This window comes from Pantoea sp. EKM103V (genome assembly GCF_011800365.1).
GTDB lineage: Bacteria > Pseudomonadota > Gammaproteobacteria > Enterobacterales > Enterobacteriaceae > Pantoea > Pantoea anthophila.
The window spans coordinates 77923-94955 of the sequence record NZ_JAALFQ010000001.1 but is presented as its reverse complement, the minus strand read 5'-3'; the positions used below and the strand labels follow the sequence as shown (position 1 = coordinate 94955).

At 59.3% G+C, this 17033-nt stretch carries 18 protein-coding genes and 1 pseudogene; 5 read left to right on the top strand and 14 right to left on the bottom strand.

What is annotated here, in order from left to right:
• Nucleotide 1: 1 nt before the first annotated feature.
• Nucleotides 2-115 (bottom strand): annotated as a pseudogene (locus HFD97_RS00490) (hypothetical protein); the annotation flags it as partial.
• 147 nt (nucleotides 116-262) lie between these two features.
• Here HFD97_RS00490 and HFD97_RS00485 point away from each other — a divergent pair.
• Nucleotides 263-652, top strand: coding sequence for a cell envelope integrity TolA C-terminal domain-containing protein (locus HFD97_RS00485; RefSeq protein ID WP_167431179.1), 390 nt, complete (start codon nucleotides 263-265; stop codon nucleotides 650-652).
• On the opposite strand, the gene HFD97_RS00480 is transcribed toward HFD97_RS00485, so the two are convergent.
• Nucleotides 649-1716 (bottom strand): AraC family transcriptional regulator, encoded by a 1068-nt coding sequence (locus HFD97_RS00480; RefSeq protein ID WP_167431180.1) that lies wholly within the window; start codon nucleotides 1714-1716, stop codon nucleotides 649-651. The two genes, HFD97_RS00485 and HFD97_RS00480, sit on opposite strands and share 4 nt — an antisense overlap.
• Before the next feature lie 183 nt (nucleotides 1717-1899).
• Nucleotides 1900-2904 carry a phosphotransferase enzyme family protein gene (locus HFD97_RS00475; protein ID WP_009091791.1) on the bottom strand — a complete coding sequence of 335 codons (1005 nt, stop codon included), beginning with the start codon at nucleotides 2902-2904 and terminating at the stop codon, nucleotides 1900-1902.
• Between the two features lie 250 nt (nucleotides 2905-3154).
• Here HFD97_RS00475 and eat point away from each other — a divergent pair, with 250 nt between their 5' ends.
• On the top strand, nucleotides 3155-4519 hold the full coding sequence (gene eat / locus HFD97_RS00470; protein WP_167431181.1) for an ethanolamine permease: 1365 nt from the start codon (nucleotides 3155-3157) through the stop codon (nucleotides 4517-4519).
• 111 nt (nucleotides 4520-4630) lie between these two features.
• Here eat and mak read toward each other — a convergent pair whose 3' ends face one another.
• Complete coding sequence (gene mak, locus HFD97_RS00465; protein WP_046101338.1) at nucleotides 4631-5542, bottom strand: fructokinase; 912 nt, start codon at nucleotides 5540-5542, stop codon at nucleotides 4631-4633.
• A gap of 146 nt (nucleotides 5543-5688) precedes the next feature.
• Between mak and rdgC the strand changes: the two genes are divergently transcribed.
• On the top strand, nucleotides 5689-6600 hold the full coding sequence (gene rdgC, locus HFD97_RS00460) for a recombination-associated protein RdgC (RefSeq protein WP_009091797.1): 912 nt from the start codon (nucleotides 5689-5691) through the stop codon (nucleotides 6598-6600).
• 71 nt (nucleotides 6601-6671) lie between these two features.
• Here the strand turns inward: rdgC and ppnP are convergent, their stop codons facing one another.
• The 7 genes from ppnP to aroL form a co-directional block, all read right to left on the bottom strand.
• A complete protein-coding gene (ppnP, locus tag HFD97_RS00455) occupies nucleotides 6672-6962 on the bottom strand; it encodes a pyrimidine/purine nucleoside phosphorylase (RefSeq protein ID WP_009091800.1) in 291 nt (96 codons plus the stop codon).
• A 94-nt stretch (nucleotides 6963-7056) separates the two neighbouring features.
• A complete protein-coding gene (locus tag HFD97_RS00450) occupies nucleotides 7057-7734 on the bottom strand; it encodes an AroM family protein (RefSeq protein WP_167431182.1) in 678 nt (225 codons plus the stop codon).
• 1 nt (nucleotide 7735) lies between these two features.
• Nucleotides 7736-8668, bottom strand: a complete 933-nt coding sequence (locus HFD97_RS00445) for a DUF1177 domain-containing protein (protein WP_009091804.1) — start codon at nucleotides 8666-8668, stop codon at nucleotides 7736-7738.
• An 11-nt stretch (nucleotides 8669-8679) separates the two neighbouring features.
• The gene (locus HFD97_RS00440; protein WP_167431183.1) at nucleotides 8680-10239 is read right to left on the bottom strand and encodes an OPT/YSL family transporter; all 1560 of its coding nucleotides are present in this window, start codon (nucleotides 10237-10239) and stop codon (nucleotides 8680-8682) included.
• Between the two features lie 270 nt (nucleotides 10240-10509).
• Nucleotides 10510-11262 (bottom strand): IclR family transcriptional regulator, encoded by a 753-nt coding sequence (locus HFD97_RS00435; protein WP_167431184.1) that lies wholly within the window; start codon nucleotides 11260-11262, stop codon nucleotides 10510-10512.
• 342 nt (nucleotides 11263-11604) lie between these two features.
• The gene (locus HFD97_RS00430; protein WP_009091809.1) at nucleotides 11605-11796 is read right to left on the bottom strand and encodes a YaiA family protein; all 192 of its coding nucleotides are present in this window, start codon (nucleotides 11794-11796) and stop codon (nucleotides 11605-11607) included.
• A 111-nt stretch (nucleotides 11797-11907) separates the two neighbouring features.
• Nucleotides 11908-12432, bottom strand: a complete 525-nt coding sequence (gene aroL, locus HFD97_RS00425; RefSeq protein WP_167431185.1) for a shikimate kinase AroL — start codon at nucleotides 12430-12432, stop codon at nucleotides 11908-11910.
• A gap of 315 nt (nucleotides 12433-12747) precedes the next feature.
• On the opposite strand from aroL, the gene HFD97_RS00420 reads away from it, so the two are divergent.
• Nucleotides 12748-13458 (top strand): DUF2076 domain-containing protein, encoded by a 711-nt coding sequence (locus HFD97_RS00420; protein WP_009091814.1) that lies wholly within the window; start codon nucleotides 12748-12750, stop codon nucleotides 13456-13458.
• A 2-nt stretch (nucleotides 13459-13460) separates the two neighbouring features.
• Here the strand turns inward: HFD97_RS00420 and HFD97_RS00415 are convergent, their stop codons facing one another.
• A complete protein-coding gene (locus tag HFD97_RS00415; RefSeq protein ID WP_009091816.1) occupies nucleotides 13461-13910 on the bottom strand; it encodes a YaiI/YqxD family protein in 450 nt (149 codons plus the stop codon).
• A 165-nt stretch (nucleotides 13911-14075) separates the two neighbouring features.
• On the opposite strand from HFD97_RS00415, the gene proC reads away from it, so the two are divergent.
• A complete protein-coding gene (proC, locus tag HFD97_RS00410; RefSeq protein ID WP_140923328.1) occupies nucleotides 14076-14888 on the top strand; it encodes a pyrroline-5-carboxylate reductase in 813 nt (270 codons plus the stop codon).
• Between the two features lie 47 nt (nucleotides 14889-14935).
• On the opposite strand, the gene HFD97_RS00405 is transcribed toward proC, so the two are convergent.
• Entirely contained in the window at nucleotides 14936-16462 is a 1527-nt protein-coding gene (locus HFD97_RS00405; protein WP_058956381.1) for an FAD-dependent oxidoreductase, read from the bottom strand.
• Between the two features lie 200 nt (nucleotides 16463-16662).
• Entirely contained in the window at nucleotides 16663-16965 is a 303-nt protein-coding gene (locus tag HFD97_RS00400; protein WP_033736600.1) for a PsiF family protein, read from the bottom strand.
• Nucleotides 16966-17033: the final 68 nt, after the last annotated feature.

Below are 17033 nucleotides of genomic sequence, written 5' to 3'. Positions count from 1 at the left end.
GCGAGCCGTTATCCGCAGGCAGCACCAGAATCAAGGCGGGTTTGCTGGCATGGAAGGCACTGCCCGCCGTCAACCAGGAGAGTGCCGCAAAGGCCTGTTTTTCTGCCTTTCTCATCCAAAACGTGAAAGAGAGATCGTCCGCACCGGGGCGGTAAATTCTGGTTCTGCTGACAGTCGGAGGAATGCCATAGCATTCAGCAGGCCGGTCTGTAGACTGTCGGCAGCAGACAGGAAGATCTTTAAGGGGAGATGGGCCAGTTAAATGAATTTGATTAATGTAATGAGGCGGATATTGCCGGGTGTGATTGTTGCCATCTCGCTCAGCGCCTGCCAGCAAGCTGTGATAAAGCAACGGGATAGCGTGGCAAACCTCTGTCTGCCGGAGAAAGATCCTGACAGCAAATCCTGTCACTGGACGCATCAAATGCAGCCGGTGCTGAACCGGGACTTCCGGGATGCAGCCCGTTATGCGGGCCAGCAATGTCTGGTACGGATGGAGTGGCAACGGAGTGGACGTTATGCGGTGACCCAGACCCAGGGTGATGAAGCGCTCTGCCTGCGCGCATGGCAGCTGGTGGCGCAGACCCGCGGCCTTCCGCCACCGCCGGAGCCCGGACAACCCGCGTGGTTCGGCTTTGCGCCGCGTGGTTAGCTGGCCAGCCCCTCCTGACGCCACTGACGCGGACTGATACCAAACCAGCGACGGAACGCGCGCGAAAAAGCACTGACTTCCGAGTAGCCCAGCAGCAGCGCCATTTCTGAAATCGGCAGCTGCTTCTGTTGCAGGTAGTGTGTCGCCATTTCGCAGCGCACCTGATCCACCAGCGCGGTGAAGCTGCTGCCCTCTTCGCGCAGCCGCCGCTGCAGTGACCAGCTCGACAGCCCCAGCTTCTCCGCCACCTCTTCCAGCACCGGCTCCCCCTGCATCAGCGACAGATTGACCTGCGAACGCGCCTGCTCAACCATGCTCTGCTGCGACGTGCCGCGATTAAGCCGCCGTATCGCATCCTGCATCACCGTCAGCAGGATCGGATCGCTCTCCGGCATGGCGCGCAGCAGATCCCGCTTCGGGATCACCAGTGAATTGAAGGGCTGATCGAACCAGACCGGCGCATCAAAGACTTTGCAGTGATCGTGCCACTGGCCGGGGCGCGGATGTTCAAAGTGCACTTCGCGCGGCGCCCAGTGTTTGCCCGCCACGTGGCGGATCAGATTCATAAACATGCCCAGCGTCAGCTCCGCATCCTGACGGCGCGACAGAATCGCCCCGTGGCGCACCTGATAGTCGAGCCGCCAGCATTCCCCCTTATCCACCAGGCGTGTCAGCGTGTCGTGCTGATGCCAGGGAAACGCGTTGACCACATTGTGCAGCGCCTGTTCCAGCGTGGTGGAACAGAGACCGATGTAGCCAATCAGGCCTAATGACTGCGGTTTAAACTGCCTGCCGTAGTGCAAACCGAAGTTATCAGAACCGGAGTGTCGGGCCGCCTCTTCCAGTACCCGACAGTAGTTAACCAGCCCGAGGCTCAGCGTCGGGCTGGCAAGGCGCTCCGGATCGATGCCGCTGATACCGAAGATGCGGTCCGCGTCGCCGCCCTGAGTATGAATAAAGTCGCTCAGGCCAGTCGCTGCCGCAGCCAGTACGCCGTGATTGCCAGCTTCTGCGGCTGCCGAGCAGGCAGCAAACGCATCGGGCTTGATCAGTGTCGGATTCATGGTCGCCTCTGTGAGTAGAAAGGTGGATCACCCCTGTTACTGACAGCAATTTCCATACCAGTTTCCCGAAGCCAGCCGCAGGCGGCACGGGCGCAACCGCATCCCGCATCCCGGCCGCCTCTTCCGCTGCGCCACCCGGCTGTCGGGCACTGTGGCGGCGCAGCGACGCCCGTCGCTGGTGCATCAGACTCCCACCGGCAGTCGCTCCCCCTCCAGATAACGGCGGCAGAGACGCACTGAATGGCTCGCCCACTCGGGTCCCAGACTGCGCGCCATTTCCGTTTCGGCATGCGAACCGACCCACGCGGTGAGCTGAATACGACGCTGAACCAGCAGCGCAGGCAGCATAGCCATCTCCGCATCGCTGATGTGCGCCACCTGCTCATAACCGCGGATCCAGTGATCGATCCACTCCGGGGCGCGCGGATGGTGCTCAACAAAACTGATCGCCGCCGCCAGATCGTGCAGATACCAGCCCAGCCCGCAGTCATCAAAGTCGATCACCCGCGTTTCCCCTTTATGCAGCAGCAGGTTGGTCAGGCGAAGATCGGCGTGGATCAGGCCGTAACGATCCGATCCCTTCCCGAACTGCGCCATCGCCGCGCCCACCTGCGCAATCGCCTGTTCGACCACGCCGTGATCGGCAGGGTTGAGGTTCGGCGCATCCTGCCAGCGTCCCCAGTGACTCTCCGCGCTGGTCATGGTGTGGTGGTCCCAGATAATGCGCTGAAAGCCCGCTGGCTTTTGCCACTGCTTACTCTGCTGGTGCAGCCGGGCGGTGATCTGCCCCAGCTGCTGAAAGGCGCGGGGATCGACGTCGGTGGTCGGCATCTCGCCCTCGATCCAGTGAAACAGCACCACATAACGCTCGCTGCCATCCGGCAGCCGCAGCGTCAGCACCTGTTCGCCCTCTTTATCCGGCACCGCTTCCGGCACCATGATGCCGGTTTCACGCAGCGCATCGAGCCACTGCAATTCACTGACGATATCCGCTTTCTGATGGTAATCGCCACGATGCAGCCGCAGCGCATAACGCTGCCCGGCCGCCCTGAGCAGAAACGTGGCGTTCTCCGATCGGCACAGCAGGCTGAGCTGACCCTGCAGTGGATCGGGATAACAGGCCAGCGCCTGCTGCGCCATCAGGGTGAGTTGGGAATCAGTCAGGTTGTCATATTGTTTCGCGCTCATCAGTCCGGCTCCTGGTCACTTGCGTCATTTCAGCATGCGTGGCCAGCGTGTGTGCTGCTTGACTTCAGAGGAGACAAAGTTGACCGCAGCGTGCAACTGGCCCGGTTGTTGCGTGTGAGTTGACTCTGGAGAACAGAAGTCACTGCGCTGGTGTCAAGTCGTGGCGCGCAAGGCAGCGGCATCATCCTTCTACTGTAGCGTAATGGCGGTGTAACGCCGCATAAGACCAACAACGACGGGGATGGCAGTTATGACAAACAGACTCAAGCCCACGCTGGGTACCCTGCATCTGTGGGGGATTGCGGTTGGCCTGGTGATCTCAGGCGAATATTTTGGCTGGAGCTATGGCTGGGCGGTGGCGGGCACGCTGGGATTCCTGGTCACCACCGCGCTGATCGCCACGCTTTACACCTGTTTTATCTTCAGCTTCACCGAACTGACCACCGCGATCCCCCATGCGGGCGGGCCGTTTGCCTACAGTCGCCGCGCCTTTGGTGAAACCGGCGGGCTGATTGCCGGTCTGGCGACGCTGATTGAGTTTGTCTTTGCGCCACCGGCGATTGCCATGGCGATTGGGGCCTATCTCAACGTGCAGTATCCCGACCTCAACCCGAAAACCGCCGCCGTCGGCGCCTACCTGCTGTTTATGACGCTGAATATCCTCGGCGTAAAACTGGCCGCGATGTTCGAACTGGTGGTGACGGTGCTGGCGGTGATCGAACTGCTGGTGTTTATGGGCGTGGTCTCTCCCGGTTTCAGCCTGGCGAACTTCGCCGCACACGGCTGGGCGGGCAGCGACAGCTTCGGACTGCCCGCCTTCTCCGGCATTTTCGCCGCGATCCCTTTTGCCATCTGGTTTTTCCTCGCCATTGAAGGCGCGGCAATGGCGGCAGAAGAGGCAAAAGATCCCACCCGGACCATTCCCCGCGCCTACATCAGCGGCATTCTGACACTGGTGGTGCTGGCGATTGGCGTGATGCTGATGGCGGGCGGTGCGGGCGACTGGCGCAAACTGGCTGACATTAACGATCCGCTGCCGCAGGCGATGAAAATGATCGTCGGGGAGCACTCAAACTGGATGCATATGCTGGTCTGGATCGGCCTGTTTGGCCTGATTGCCAGCTTCCACGGCATTATTCTCGGCTACTCACGGCAGTTCTTTGCGCTGGCCCGCGCGGGTTATCTGCCTCCTGCCCTGGCAAAACTGTCGCGTTTTCAGACCCCGCATCGCGCCATCCTTACCGGCGGCGTGCTGGGCATTGCGGCCATCTACAGCGATGGCGTGATCAATCTGCAGGGGATGACACTGACGGCGGCGATGATCACCATGGCGGTGTTTGGTGCCATCGTGATGTACATCATGAGCATGCTCAGCCTCTTCCGGCTGCGCCGCAGCGCGCCGGAGATGGCACGCAGTTTCCGTGCGCCGGGCTATCCGATTGTGCCGGGCATCGCCCTGCTGCTGTCGGTCATCTGCCTGCTGGCCATGCTGTGGTTCAACCCGGTGATTGGCGTGCTATTTGTCGCCATTATGGTGGTGGGCTATCTCTATTTCCTTGCGACCAAAGCGCAGCGCGGCCGCGCCCCGCAGGACAGTATGCTGGTGGGCGAGTAAACCGGTACAATAACGCTGACGGATCAACGGCTCAGCGCCTGGTACTTCAGGGGCTGAGCCGCCGCGGTCCGGCAAGCGCATGACAGAGCCAGCTCTCACCGGCATGCCGCATCAGCTCTGCAGCGGCCAGAGCCACGCCGCACCGCGCACGCCGCTGGAGTCGCCATGCTGCGCTTTCAGCACCGGCGTTTCACACTCGCCGCCAAACACCCACTTCTTCATCAGCAGCGGCACGGTCTGATAGAGGCGATCCACGTTGCTCATCCCGCCCCCCAGCACGATCACATCGGGATCGATCAGATTCACCACCTGCGCCAGCGATTTTGCCAGCCGCAGCTCATAACGGCTCATCGCCAGTTCGGCGATCGGATCCTGCTGCGCCAGCAGCGAGACGATCTCCGCCCCTTTGCGATGCACGCCGCTCAGCCGCTGATAGTCAATGCCAAAGCCGGTGCCAGAGACAAACGTCTCAATGCAGCCCTGCTGGCCGCAGTAGCAGGGCACTTCCTGGCGGTAGCGCAGCTCATCCTCATCCATCCAGGGCAGGGGATTGTGCCCCCACTCACCGGCATTGCCGTTGCCGCCAATGCGCGACTCACCGTTGATCGCCACGCCCGCTCCCGAGCCGGTGCCGATGATCACCGCAAACACCAGCGCCTGTCCGGCGCCGGCGCCGTCGATCGCTTCCGACACCGCCAGACAGTTGGCGTCGTTGGCGATACGCACTTCGCGGTTCAGCGCCTGTGCCAGATCTTTATCCAGCGGCTGGCCGTTGAGCCAGGTGGAGTTAGCATTCTTCACCCGCCTGCTGTAAGGCGACAGTGAGCCAGGAATACCGATCCCGACCGTGCCGCTCTGGCCGGTTTTCTCTTCAGCCAGCGTCACCAGATCGACAATCGCCTGTACCGTCGCCTGATAGTCATCACGAGGGGTATTTACCCGGTGGCGGAACAGCGCCTGCCCTTCATCTGACAATGCAATCACTTCTGTCTTGGTGCCACCCAGATCGATACCTATGCGCACGGTTTATTCCTCATTATTCGTTCAGATGAGAGATACAGTAGAAGCCGCCAGCCGGAAAGGCAATGAAACCACTCCGATGTTTCGCTATCATGCGCGCTGACTCTAGCAGACTTGTGCGCCCGATCGCGCCACGGTAAGGAATCCCGATGTTGTGGTTTAAAAATATGATGGTTTATCGTCTGAATCGTGACATTCCGCTGTCCGCAGATGAGATGGAAAAACAGCTCGACGCCTTCACGTTTTCGCCGTGTGGCAGTCAGGATTTAAGCAAAACCGGCTGGGTCTCGCCGATGGGCAACCGCAGTGATGCGCTGACCCACGAGAACAACGGCCAGATCGTGATTTGCGCCCGTAAAGAAGAGAAAATTCTGCCTGCACCGGTGGTGAAACAGGCGCTGGAAGCCAAAATCGACAAGCTGGAATCTGAGCAGAGCCGCAAGCTGAAGAAGACAGAAAAAGATTCGCTGAAGGATGAAGTGCTGCACAGCCTGCTGCCGCGCGCCTTCAGCCGTTTCAGCCAGACTTACCTCTGGATCGACACGGTTAACAATCTGATTATGGTGGACTGTGCCAGCGCTAAGAAAGCGGAAGATACGCTGGCGCTGCTGCGTAAAAGTCTGGGTTCACTGCCGGTGGTGCCCCTGACGCTGGAAAGTCCGATTGAGCTGACGCTGACCGAATGGGTGCGCTCAGGCGATCTGCCGGCCGGTTTTGCACTGATGGATGAAGCGGAGCTGAAAGCGCTGCTGGAAGATGGCGGCGTCATCCGTTGTAAAAAGCAGGATCTGGTGTGCGATGAGATCGCAAACCACATTGAAGCGGGCAAGCTGGTGACCAAACTGGCGCTCGACTGGCAGGAGCGTATTCAGTTTGTGCTGGCCGATGATGGTTCAGTGAAACGTCTGAAGTTCAGTGACACGCTGCGCGACCAGAACGACGATATCGACCGCGAAGATTTTGCCCAGCGTTTTGATGCTGACTTTATTCTGATGACCAGCGAACTGGCCGCGCTGACCAGCAACCTGGTGGAAGCGCTCGGCGGCGAAGCCCAGCGTTAATCATCGGCAGGCAGCCCCATGCTGACAGGGGTTGTCTGACCATAAAAAAAGGGCCGCTTAGCGGCCCTTTTTTAATCTTTCAGGTAACGGCAGAGATAGGAGCTCGGCTCGCCCACCTGCAGATGAAATTCGCTGTGACCCGGCACGTTGAACACCGAACCCGCTTCAAACCATTTCCACTCCGTCTCACCCGGCAGTAACACCTTCAGCGAGCCGCTGACCACGGTCATCTCTTCCGGCTGACCGGTACCGAATGTGTATTCACCTTCAGCCATCACGCCCACGCTGGCACGGCCGGTGCTCGCACTGTCAAAACCGATAGATTTAACTTTTCCGTCAAAATACTCACTTACGTTGAGCATAATAGTCTCCAGAGCACATGTTGTGTGTCTGGCAGTGTAGAAGGGAACCCGCTGATCTGTCACGCGAAATCACAGGCGTTTGTGATCGCCTTCGTCAGGGAAGCAGCGCGGCCGCCAGCCGGGCCACCAGCTCATTAGAGAGGAGAACCGGCACGCCCAGCTGCTGCTGTAACGCAGCCCGATGCTGCTGGTGATACCCCATACAGTCCATCACCACCAGCGCCGCACCCTGCGCTTGCAGCGTGCGTGCTGCACTGATGAAGGTCGCCTGATCGCCCTCATAGGGGCTGGCAACCGCATAACAGGGGGGAACGGGCAGATGCTGCCACTTACCCGCCTGCTCGACAATCTGCTCCGTAACCGGCACCACGATCCCGATCTGCTGCTGCTGCACCATGGCGCCGATCAGCGGCGGGATAATACGGTCCGGCTCCAGCAGAAGCGCCTGTCGGGTGCGAAGCTGGCTGAATTCACCGGTGCAGAGCAGCAGGATGGTCTGATAGCCTGCAAGTTCCAGCGCACTGATTTTGCGCTGCAGTCCCTGCTCGACCTTCGACGCCGCCAGCCGCACCTGTTCGCCGCTTTGCAGCCGTGACACCAGCACCGCATCGCCTGCATCCGGCGCAAACTGCGCCTCGATCTCGGTGCGGCTCAGCCCATCCAGCAGTCCGGCGTGATCGGTCTGCGCATCCGGCAGATGCTGACGCAGCAGCGGCAGTATGTCGCTGCGCGGCGACTGACCGATGGTCAGCGTCACCAGGGAGGCCGTCATCTTAGTGGTTCCGGTGACGCAGATGCGCCAGGCTGCCATAGAGCGCGATCAGCCGCGCATATTCGTCGGCGTCGTAGAAGTGACAGGTTTCACGACCAAACTCCTTGGCGACCTCAATGGCAAACTTCGCTGCGGCTGCAATGTCCACTTCATGACTGGCCCCGGTTCCGCAGCCCGGCACCACCGACTCTGCCGTGATCGCCACGCCTACTACCGGGACATCGGTGGCGGTGGAAGGCTGCAGAATACTGTTGAGGTGATAAATCCCGTTACCGTACGGCGTAATATCCTGAGTCGTGATCGGGAAGGTCACCGCCGGACGACCGCTGGTCATCTCCATGATGCGCAGCAGATCCTCCGACACCCGCAGGATGTAGCCCTCTTTTACCGTCGGCGACAGGGCAAAACCTTTGTGGTTGATGATGCGATTGCCTTTGGTGGTGTCGATCGACAGAATCGCATCCACTCCCGCCACCACCTCATTGTCATTCATCGTGACATCATCAATCGGTGAATCCATAAAATCGACCGGCAGATGCGGCCGCGTGGGCGCATCGGGACAGATATGGGTGGTGATGATCACATCACCCGTCAGCCTGTCGCCTTTACCCTGCATCTGCGCCAGCTTCAGCGCACAGGCGATCGCCGCGACGGCGCCATCGGCATCGGAGACCATCCCGATCCGGCCAGGGCGGGCACCGATGCCGCCAAGCCGGCCAATAATTCCCAGCGTTGGCGCACGGCCTCCCGCGGCTTTGCCCTGCACGCCCGGGATATCGATGCGCACAAAGTCGGTCCGGCCTTTGGGACCCGTCACCCGGTTGAAACGGGCCGTGATCTCCGGCCAGGGCGCAAACAGATCCACCACCTGCTGCCCGTCGATATGGGCGCTGTCCAGTAATTCAAAAACCGTCAGGGTCTGCTGCAAACTCATCGTTAATCCTTTTATTTCTTGCTGCTGCTGGCAAACAGCGAATGGAAGAAGCTGTAGAGGGCATCACCGGCAATAAACCCTGCCGCCATGACTTCCATCGGCGACCGGCCCCGCTCGCCCCAGACGCGAATAATGACGATGCGCAGGGCAATCCCGACCATCACAGCCCAGCCCGCCATCGCGTTATTGATTAACAGACCGGTGGCCAGCAGCACGCCCAGCTGCCGTTTCGGTCCACCGATCAGCTGAATCATCGCGCCAGGAATTGCCCACAGCAGCAGGTTTCCGGCGATACCCGGCTCCGCGCCCGCCTGAATCGTTTTGGCATAGACCCGCGCCACCGGCGGCAGCAGGTTATCGGTAAAGAACAGGGTATGGGCGTACCAGACCAGCGGAATCGACACCACAAAGGCGATCATGGCGGCGATCAGCTGAATGCGCCGTCCCCACAGCTCCTGTTGCAGGTCGGCACCGTTGCCGCGCAGGATAAAGCCCGCCTTCAGGTCATAGCCCATATCGGCGAACGCCGGCCCGGTGGCGGCGGTAAAGCCGCACAGCAGACAGAGTGCCAGCGGCGGAAAGCCGAGCAGAATGCCGATAATCAGCGTAATCAGCGCCACGGCAAAGGCCGGGAACCAGCCGGAGTGCATCGCGGCAATCCCGACAATCAGTTCATGGGCAAAGGCAGCAAAGGCGGCGTAGAGGACAAACAGCAGCAGCATCGCGATGCCCATCTCACTCCACAGGCCGCCCGCCAGCGCCAGCAGCGCCGAAATCACGATGTAGCCCACGCTGCCGAAGCCCAGCGCCCGCTGCACCTCATTGCCGTTGCGGCTCACCATCTGCGCATCATTTTTGCGACTGCGGATCACCATCATGACCTGAATCAGCGCCACCAGGCCGGCACCGACCATCACGCCATGCGGAATGTAGAGTGCATTGATATCAATACCAGCCACCGGCTGCGCGTAAGCCCGCAGCAGAAAACCGATGCCGAGCATCGACAGCGCCCAGATATTGCCGATAAACGCGGTGCCAAAGGCGGACATCGGGATCTTCAGCATCGCGCCGACAACGCCACCGACAATACCCGCCACCAGCAGCCAGGCCTGGCGCCCCCCTTTATCCCCTGCTTTGATCGCTTCAGCCGCCGCCACGCCCGGAGGCCAGGCATTGCTGGCCGGAAAGACGCGGGTATCAAACAGACGATAGAGCAGCCAGGCATCAAGCAGCATTGCGGCACTGACGCCACAGAAGAGTGGCAGGACCAGCTGTGGCTCTCCCAGCGCCCAGGGCACCGCAATCGGCATCAGCAGGCTGTTGGCTGCCCCGAAGGTGGCTGACGAGATAGCGGTCTGCGCCAGATTCTGGATTTCAATCGAACGATAGCGGCGGAAAGCCTGCAGCGGAATACGCGCCAGCAGCATGGCAAACAGCGCACCAATAATCGACGTGTTAGGCGTTACGCCAAGGGTGGTGATCAGCTGGATACCAATAATGGCACCCGCGATAGAAAGCAAAATTAAAACCAGTGCCACGCCAGCATGCCTGATCGGATTTACCCGTTCCATATGTCCCCGCCAGTCCTTGTCCAGAAGAAATAGAAGAATGTCTGCCCGCCTGCTGACGGGTTGACGCCGCTTGTCTTTTTTACGGTTCTGATGCGCGCAGGCGCTGCCCTCCTGCCAGGAACGTCACCCGTGCACAAACACGCGAGGGGACGCACACAGCCAGCCAGGCTGCTGCGTAAAGCATGGCGATCAGATTGAAAGAAAAAGGCCCGAAGGCCCTGGTTTTCCCTGGTGTGGCGAAAGTATTACGCCGATAAAATCGTGGTGACGTTACGCGCCAAACTTTTCGGCCATCTCTGTGGCCGTTGCGCGTAATGCGTCAAGGAGCGCGGGCGGGTATCCCGGTTCCGACTCCTGCGACAGAAACGACAGGCAGAGCGCGACCGTTTCGCCATGATGTTTGTTGTGTACGATGACTGACAGTGAACTGATGCCAGGCAGAGACTCATTCCGGGCCAGTGACCAGCCCTGCTGCCGGATTTCCGCCAGACTGGCAAGAAGCGCCTCCGGGCTTTGCGGCGAGTTTGCCGGTCCAGCCTGCCAGTGGTCACGAAAACGCGCCAGCACCTCGTCATCGCTTAACTGCGCCAGCAGTACCCTGCCGGTTGAGGTGGCGTCAGCCGGCATCCGGCTGCCGGGTGGGGTGACCATCTGGGTAAAGTGACGGCCATGAAACATGCGCATCACTAATATTTCCCGGCCATCCAGCTTTGACACATAGCCCATGCAGCCCGTTTTTGCGGCCAGCCTGACCATCGAGGCTGAGACGCTGTCCACCAGCGGTGCAGACAGATAGTGCCCGGCGGCGGCTAACAATACGCGGCCAATGTGATAACCGCGCGTGTCGGCATCGCGCTCCAGCAGCCCCTGACTTTCCATCGTGGCGAGCAGACGCGATACCGTGCTTTTGGGCAGGCCCAGCGCCTCAACCACCTCACTGAAGGAGAGACCGACATGCCCCTGCGTCACGCCCTTGTGCTGAAATAACCGGAGTACGGCGGCGGCATTTTCGAGTGTGGTCATGTCACGGGTTCCACTATATGGAACAAAGTTCCTCTGCAGTTGCGACGAAAATAAAACGTGACGCTGAATCGGTCAAGCGACAATTTTGACACCGGCAGGATCGGCAGCAGAGAAAATACGGCGATAAAATTGATTAGCGGGGCTTTATAGGGCGACGCCGGGAGTGCGCAGAACAGACGCCCGGACAAAAAGCCAGCCGCAGTAAATCTGCGTAAATTTTGCGTGTTAATTGACCGGATGCGGTCGGGGAAAGGGGAAGCTTTATCGCGCAGGGGCGACAGAAGAAGGTGTGCCGGCTATCACAGGATGAAACAGGCTGGCGTCCCTGCCAGCAGCAACGAATTACTCTTTTTCGACGTCTTCGTAGCGCGCTTTGGCATCATGCGCTTCTTCTTCCGTTTCGTGCTCGCTGATTAAGGAATTTGGTTTAGGGTGGTCAGCACGTAACTCATAGGACGTGACTTTTTTACCCTCAGGACCCTTTTCTACAGGCACAACTTTCGCTTCACGTGGATACGGTGGTCTGGTCGGCATACTGTGTCCCTCTTCTCTCAATAACATTCCACAGGACAGGCCGCTGCCTGTCATGAGGTAAGTATAGACAACACCCACTGAAGCGGGATCAAAGCGGGAAAAATCTGAGGGTTAGCTGGCGCGCGCCAGGGAGAGGGAGAGCAGGATCTCCTCGACCACACGCTCGGGGGACTGCATGGCATTCACCTGATGATGGGCGGCGGCCTGATAGAGATGCGCGCGTTCGCGCAGGACATCGCTCATCTCATCGGCAATCGGACGGCCGGTTAAGGTCGGACGCTGGGCCGCCTCTGGTTCGCTTTGCAGCCGCTCTGCCAGCACCTCCGGAGAGGCGCTAAGCCAGATCACCTGTCCCTGCTCCCGCATAAAGCGGCAGTTCTCCTCGGCCAGAATCATGCCACCGCCGGTGGCTATCACGGTGCGCGGCGCCGTCACGGCCCGCAGTGATTCGGTTTCACGGGCGCGGAACCCCTCCCACCCTTCTGCCGCCACAATCTCGGTCACGCTGCGCTGCGTGCTGAGTTGCAGATGGTGATCGGTGTCGGTGAAGGCGTAGCCCAGCGCCTGCGACAACGCCACGCCGACTGTGGTTTTGCCGCAACCGCGAGCGCCAATCAAAAAGATGGGTAGTGACATCAGGGCCGTTCCTCCGCCTGACCGCGCGATGCGGCTGCATGGTTAGCTGATTAATGCGACGCATCATAACTGGAAATTATTATGGCCTCCACCTGTCAGGCAGGTTTTACGCACTTTACTGCCCTGAATGGCGATAAGTCTCATCTTTTCAAGGGGAAATGCATGCACGATTTGTGCATCAGGGTCTACGCTGCCCGGCAGAAATGGCGAAAAAGCGGAGCAAAACGGGTCTGGCAATATTTGCTTACCGCCACAGATTTACTTTTCTCTCAGCCGCCCACATATACTGATCACCATCGCCACAGGAGAGTCATCATGCAACGCGAAGAACAACAACTGATCGAAGGGCTGTTCACCCGCCTGAAACAGGCCGAAAGCCAGACCGCGGCACGTGATGCCGCTGCCGAACAACTGATTAACCAGCACCTGCAGGCGCAGCCTGGCGCACCTTACTACATGGCGCAGGCGATCCTGATTCAGGAAGCGGCGCTGAAAAAACTCAATGAGCGGGTATCGGCGCTGGAAAGTCAGCTGGCACAACAGCAGCAACAGCAGCCCGCCCAGAGCAGTGGCGGGTTTCTGTCAGGGCTGTTTGGTGGCGGTTCACGTCAGCAGCAGCCTGCTCAGCAACAGCAGCAACCGTCACCCTGGAACAGTGCGCCTCAGCAACCGGCTCAGCCGCAATATGCGCCAGCCCCGGCGTCACGCGGCACCGGCTTCCTCGGCGGCGCACTGCAGACGGCGGTGGGTGTCGCCGGTGGTGTGGTGATGGCCGATATGCTGACCAGCATGTTCCACCACTCACAGCCGGAAGAGATTGTGAACATCATCAATGAGCCACCGCTGCCGGAGGTGAACGATAATCTCAATACCTTTAACGGCGGCGATGACAACCTCAACACCTTCAACGAGGGTAATGACAACGCCTTCCTGGATCAGAACAGCGGCTGGGATAACAATTTTGCCGACAACGGCGACCTCAACGATTTTGGCGGCGACGATTACGACGACGACAGCTTCGTTTAACGTCAGCGTTTCTGCTGTCTGAGCCAGCTATCCAGTTCATTTGCAAACTGCTGGCGGTCACGCGGACTCATTGCCGCGGGGCCGCCGGTCTGCACACCGCTTGACCGCAGGGTATCCATAAAGTCGCGCATCGTCAGCCGTTCCCGTATCGTCGCCGGTGAGTAACGCTCGCCACGCGGATTCAGCGCCGCCGCCCCCTTCTCAATCACCTCGGCCGCCAGCGGAATATCGGCGGTAATCACCAGATCCCCTGGCTCAACACGTTTAACAATTTCATTGTCCGCGACATCAAACCCGGCAGGCACCTGCAGGGTGCGCAGATAGGGCGAAGGCGGCACACGCAGAAACTGGTTTGCCACAAAGGTGACCGTGGTGGCGGTGCGATCGGCCGCGCGGTACAGCACCTCTTTGATCACATTCGGACAGGCATCGGCATCGACCCAGATAGACATCATCACTCCTTACAGTCAGAGAAGTCTGCGATCTTGCCGGGTTCCCTTTAAATGGCAAATTTAATTTGCGGCACGCTTTCCAGGCTGCACGCGGCTGACTTGTTATTCGGGCTGACTGAAGTAAGCTAGCCGGAAGAAAACGCATAATGTCCTAAGGAGATGGCGATGCTGGCTAAGAAAATCGGGTTTATCGGCGGGGGAAATATGGCGAAAGCCATTATCGGCGGACTGGTCAACAGTGGCAAAATCGCCCCGTCTGATATTTTCGTTTATGACCGCAAAGCAGACACCAACCAGGCGCTGGCAGAGCAGTATGGCATTAACGCCGCAGAGAGTGCTGACGCGCTGGCGCGCGAGGTGGACATTCTGTTTGGCGCGGTCAAACCCAATGTCATCCTGAAAGTATTAAAAGAGCTGGCAGGCAGCCTGAAGAAAGAGGCGCTGGTGGTGTCGATTGCGGCGGGTGTGACGCTTGATTCACTCTCTTCGGTGCTGGGTTATGACCGCAAAATTGTCCGGGCGATGCCTAATACCCCCTCGCTGGTGAGTGAAGGCATGACCTCGGTCACGCCTAATGCGCTGGTGGAGTCCGCAGAAACCGACGAAGTGGTCGCGATTTTTGAGAGCTTCGGCAAGGCGGCGGTGGTGGATGAGTATCTGATTCACTCGGTCGTGGGCGTCAGCGGGTCCGCCCCGGCTTACGTCTTCATGTTTATCGAGGCGATGGCGGATGCGGCTGTCGCTGGCGGCATGCCGCGCGCGCAGGCCTATCAGTTTGCCGCGCAGACGGTGAAAGGGGCGGCGCAGATGGTGCTGACTACCGGCAAACATCCGGCGGAGCTCAAAGATATGGTCTGCTCTCCCGGCGGCACCACCATTGAAGCGGTGAAGGTGCTGGAAGAGAAAGGGATGCGTTCGGCGGTGATTGAAGCGATGCAGCAGTGCATGGCGAAGTCAGAGAAACTGAGCCGCAGCTAGCAAGCCATGATGAGCAGGGCGGCCCGTCGGTCCGCCCTGCGTTCGGCTTACTCCATCGCTGCCTTGCAGTACGCCACGGCGTCGGCAAACGTCATGGGTTGCTGCATCCGTTCCACCAGCTCAGCGGTCAGCGTATACATCCCGCACGAGCAGATCGCCGCCAGTTCACCCTGCTGTCCATAACACGCGATAAACTTTTTCTCCTCCAGCGAGCCGAGCAGCTGGAAATTATCCCACTCTCTGGCGTGGCCCAGATACTCATAACGGGTGCCATACTGGGTCGTCCAGAAAAAGGGCACACGTTCAAAGGCGACGTGCTGGTCCAGCATATTTCTGGCGACGGTCTGTCCCTGCTGATGCGCAACACGATAGTGCTCGATGCGCAGCGGCCCCTGCGCCGACGGATACGTCGCGATGTCACCCGCAACCCAGATGTTCTCAGCGACCTTCAGCTCTGCATCGGCCTGCAGGCTGCCATCCTCTGCCAGCGGCAGATCGTGGATAAAGTCGGTGGCCGGTTTCACGCCGGTGGCAAACAGGACGACGGTAGCGGGCAACTGCCGCCCCCCTTTAAGCTGCACACTGCTCACCTGCTGATCGCCCTGCAGGGATTCAATTTCGCCCTGCTCCCATTTCACGCCATTTTTCTGATGCAGCTGATAGAAATAGCGGCCAATCTGGTCGCCAAACTGTTTCGCAAAGGGCAGCGTCTGGCGGGCAATCACCGTCACGTCAATGTCACGGTTACGCAGCGCCGACGCCAGTTCGGTGCCGATAAAGCTGTTGCCGATAATCACAATTTTATGGCTGGCATCTACCGCCTGAAGCAGCTGGTCGGTCTGGGCTTTGCTGCGCAGCAGATGCACCCCCTCCAGATCGCTGCCGGGTATATCGGGACGTACAGGTGCCGCGCCACTGGCGATCAGGAGTTTGTCGAAGGCGAGGCTTTCACCATCTTCAAAGATCAGCCGTTGCTGCTGAGCGTCAAGGCGGCTCACACTGGCCTGAATGCGCTCGACGTGATCCATCACATCCGCTTTCAGCAGCTGCGGTACCTCGCTGATATCCATCTTGCCTGATGGCACAAATTTGGTCAGTGCAGTGCGGTCGTAGGGTGCGTCCGCTTCCCGCTCCACCAGCACCAGACGCCCTTTATAGCCCTCATGCCGTAACCGCCACAGCGCAGCACTTCCCGCCGCGCCGCCACCCAGCACCACGAAAACCGGTGCGTCTGCACCGCTGCCAATGGGCGCGGCGGGCGACATCGCCTCAGGATTGACCAGCACACGCCCCTCTTCAATCCGCAGCGGATACTGTTTGAGATCGGCCAGCGCCAGCGGTTCACACATTTTGCCGTCGGCCAGATTAAATGCGGCTTTGTGCCACGGGCAGACCAGCCGGTCGCCACAGATCGCGCCCTGCTCCAGCGGCGCGCCAGCATGCGGGCATTTCGCCTGGTAAGCACGAACGCTCTCCCCCTCGCGGATCAGTAACACTTCCACCTCACCCAGCGTTTTTTTAACCGGCTGACGCTGCGGCAGGTCTTTCAGATCGACGGTAAATTGATAGTTCACAACGTGGCTCCTTTGACTGTTCCGGTTGGGCGCCGCGCCGTCAGATCCTGCGCAGCGCAAATCCCCACAAACAGTAAGTGTGGCAAAGGAAATTAAAAGCCTGACGCGGAATGTTTGTCAGAAGCGTAACGGGCTGTTACAGCAGGGAATTTAAACGCAGGCCGGAAGGGAAACGGCCACCTGCGTGGCCGGGAGAAACATCAGCTTTTTTTCAGGCACTGGCTCATAAAGGTTTTACGTGCATCACCCGCCAGCTTTTTATCGCCAGCTTCGCCATTGCAGCTTTTCATTTTCATCTGCTGCGGAGACATCTGTGACAGCTTGCTCTCTTTTTTCAGGCATTCACTCATAAAGGATTTGCGCGCATCTCCCTTGAGATCCTGTGATTTGGCATGCTGGTTACAGATCGTCATTTTCTCCTGCTGCGGGGTCTTCTCCGCCGCATTTGCCAGCCCGCTGACCAGCAGGCCCGCCATCATCATTGCCAAAAAACCGACTTTCATCGTGTTATCTCCCATGTGGATGTGTTCTTTCTTATTCTGGCAGTGAATAAGCAAAGCGGGAAATGTTT

Coding starts and splice junctions, on each gene's coding strand:
- HFD97_RS00445 (WP_009091804.1), bottom strand. CDS start 8,668: ATGAGTTTGCAGCAGACCCTGACGGTTTTTGAATTACTGGACAGCGCC.
- aroL (WP_167431185.1), bottom strand. CDS start 12,432: ATGTCACTACCCATCTTTTTGATTGGCGCTCGCGGTTGCGGCAAAACC.
- HFD97_RS00440 (WP_167431183.1), bottom strand. CDS start 10,239: ATGGAACGGGTAAATCCGATCAGGCATGCTGGCGTGGCACTGGTTTTA.
- HFD97_RS00420 (WP_009091814.1), top strand. CDS start 12,748: ATGCAACGCGAAGAACAACAACTGATCGAAGGGCTGTTCACCCGCCTG.
- HFD97_RS00475 (WP_009091791.1), bottom strand. CDS start 2,904: ATGAGCGCGAAACAATATGACAACCTGACTGATTCCCAACTCACCCTG.
- eat (WP_167431181.1), top strand. CDS start 3,155: ATGACAAACAGACTCAAGCCCACGCTGGGTACCCTGCATCTGTGGGGG.
- rdgC (WP_009091797.1), top strand. CDS start 5,689: ATGTTGTGGTTTAAAAATATGATGGTTTATCGTCTGAATCGTGACATT.
- HFD97_RS00485 (WP_167431179.1), top strand. CDS start 263: ATGAATTTGATTAATGTAATGAGGCGGATATTGCCGGGTGTGATTGTT.
- HFD97_RS00435 (WP_167431184.1), bottom strand. CDS start 11,262: ATGACCACACTCGAAAATGCCGCCGCCGTACTCCGGTTATTTCAGCAC.
- HFD97_RS00415 (WP_009091816.1), bottom strand. CDS start 13,910: ATGTCTATCTGGGTCGATGCCGATGCCTGTCCGAATGTGATCAAAGAG.
- ppnP (WP_009091800.1), bottom strand. CDS start 6,962: ATGCTCAACGTAAGTGAGTATTTTGACGGAAAAGTTAAATCTATCGGT.
- HFD97_RS00430 (WP_009091809.1), bottom strand. CDS start 11,796: ATGCCGACCAGACCACCGTATCCACGTGAAGCGAAAGTTGTGCCTGTA.
- proC (WP_140923328.1), top strand. CDS start 14,076: ATGCTGGCTAAGAAAATCGGGTTTATCGGCGGGGGAAATATGGCGAAA.
- HFD97_RS00480 (WP_167431180.1), bottom strand. CDS start 1,716: ATGAATCCGACACTGATCAAGCCCGATGCGTTTGCTGCCTGCTCGGCA.
- HFD97_RS00400 (WP_033736600.1), bottom strand. CDS start 16,965: ATGAAAGTCGGTTTTTTGGCAATGATGATGGCGGGCCTGCTGGTCAGC.
- HFD97_RS00450 (WP_167431182.1), bottom strand. CDS start 7,734: ATGACGGCCTCCCTGGTGACGCTGACCATCGGTCAGTCGCCGCGCAGC.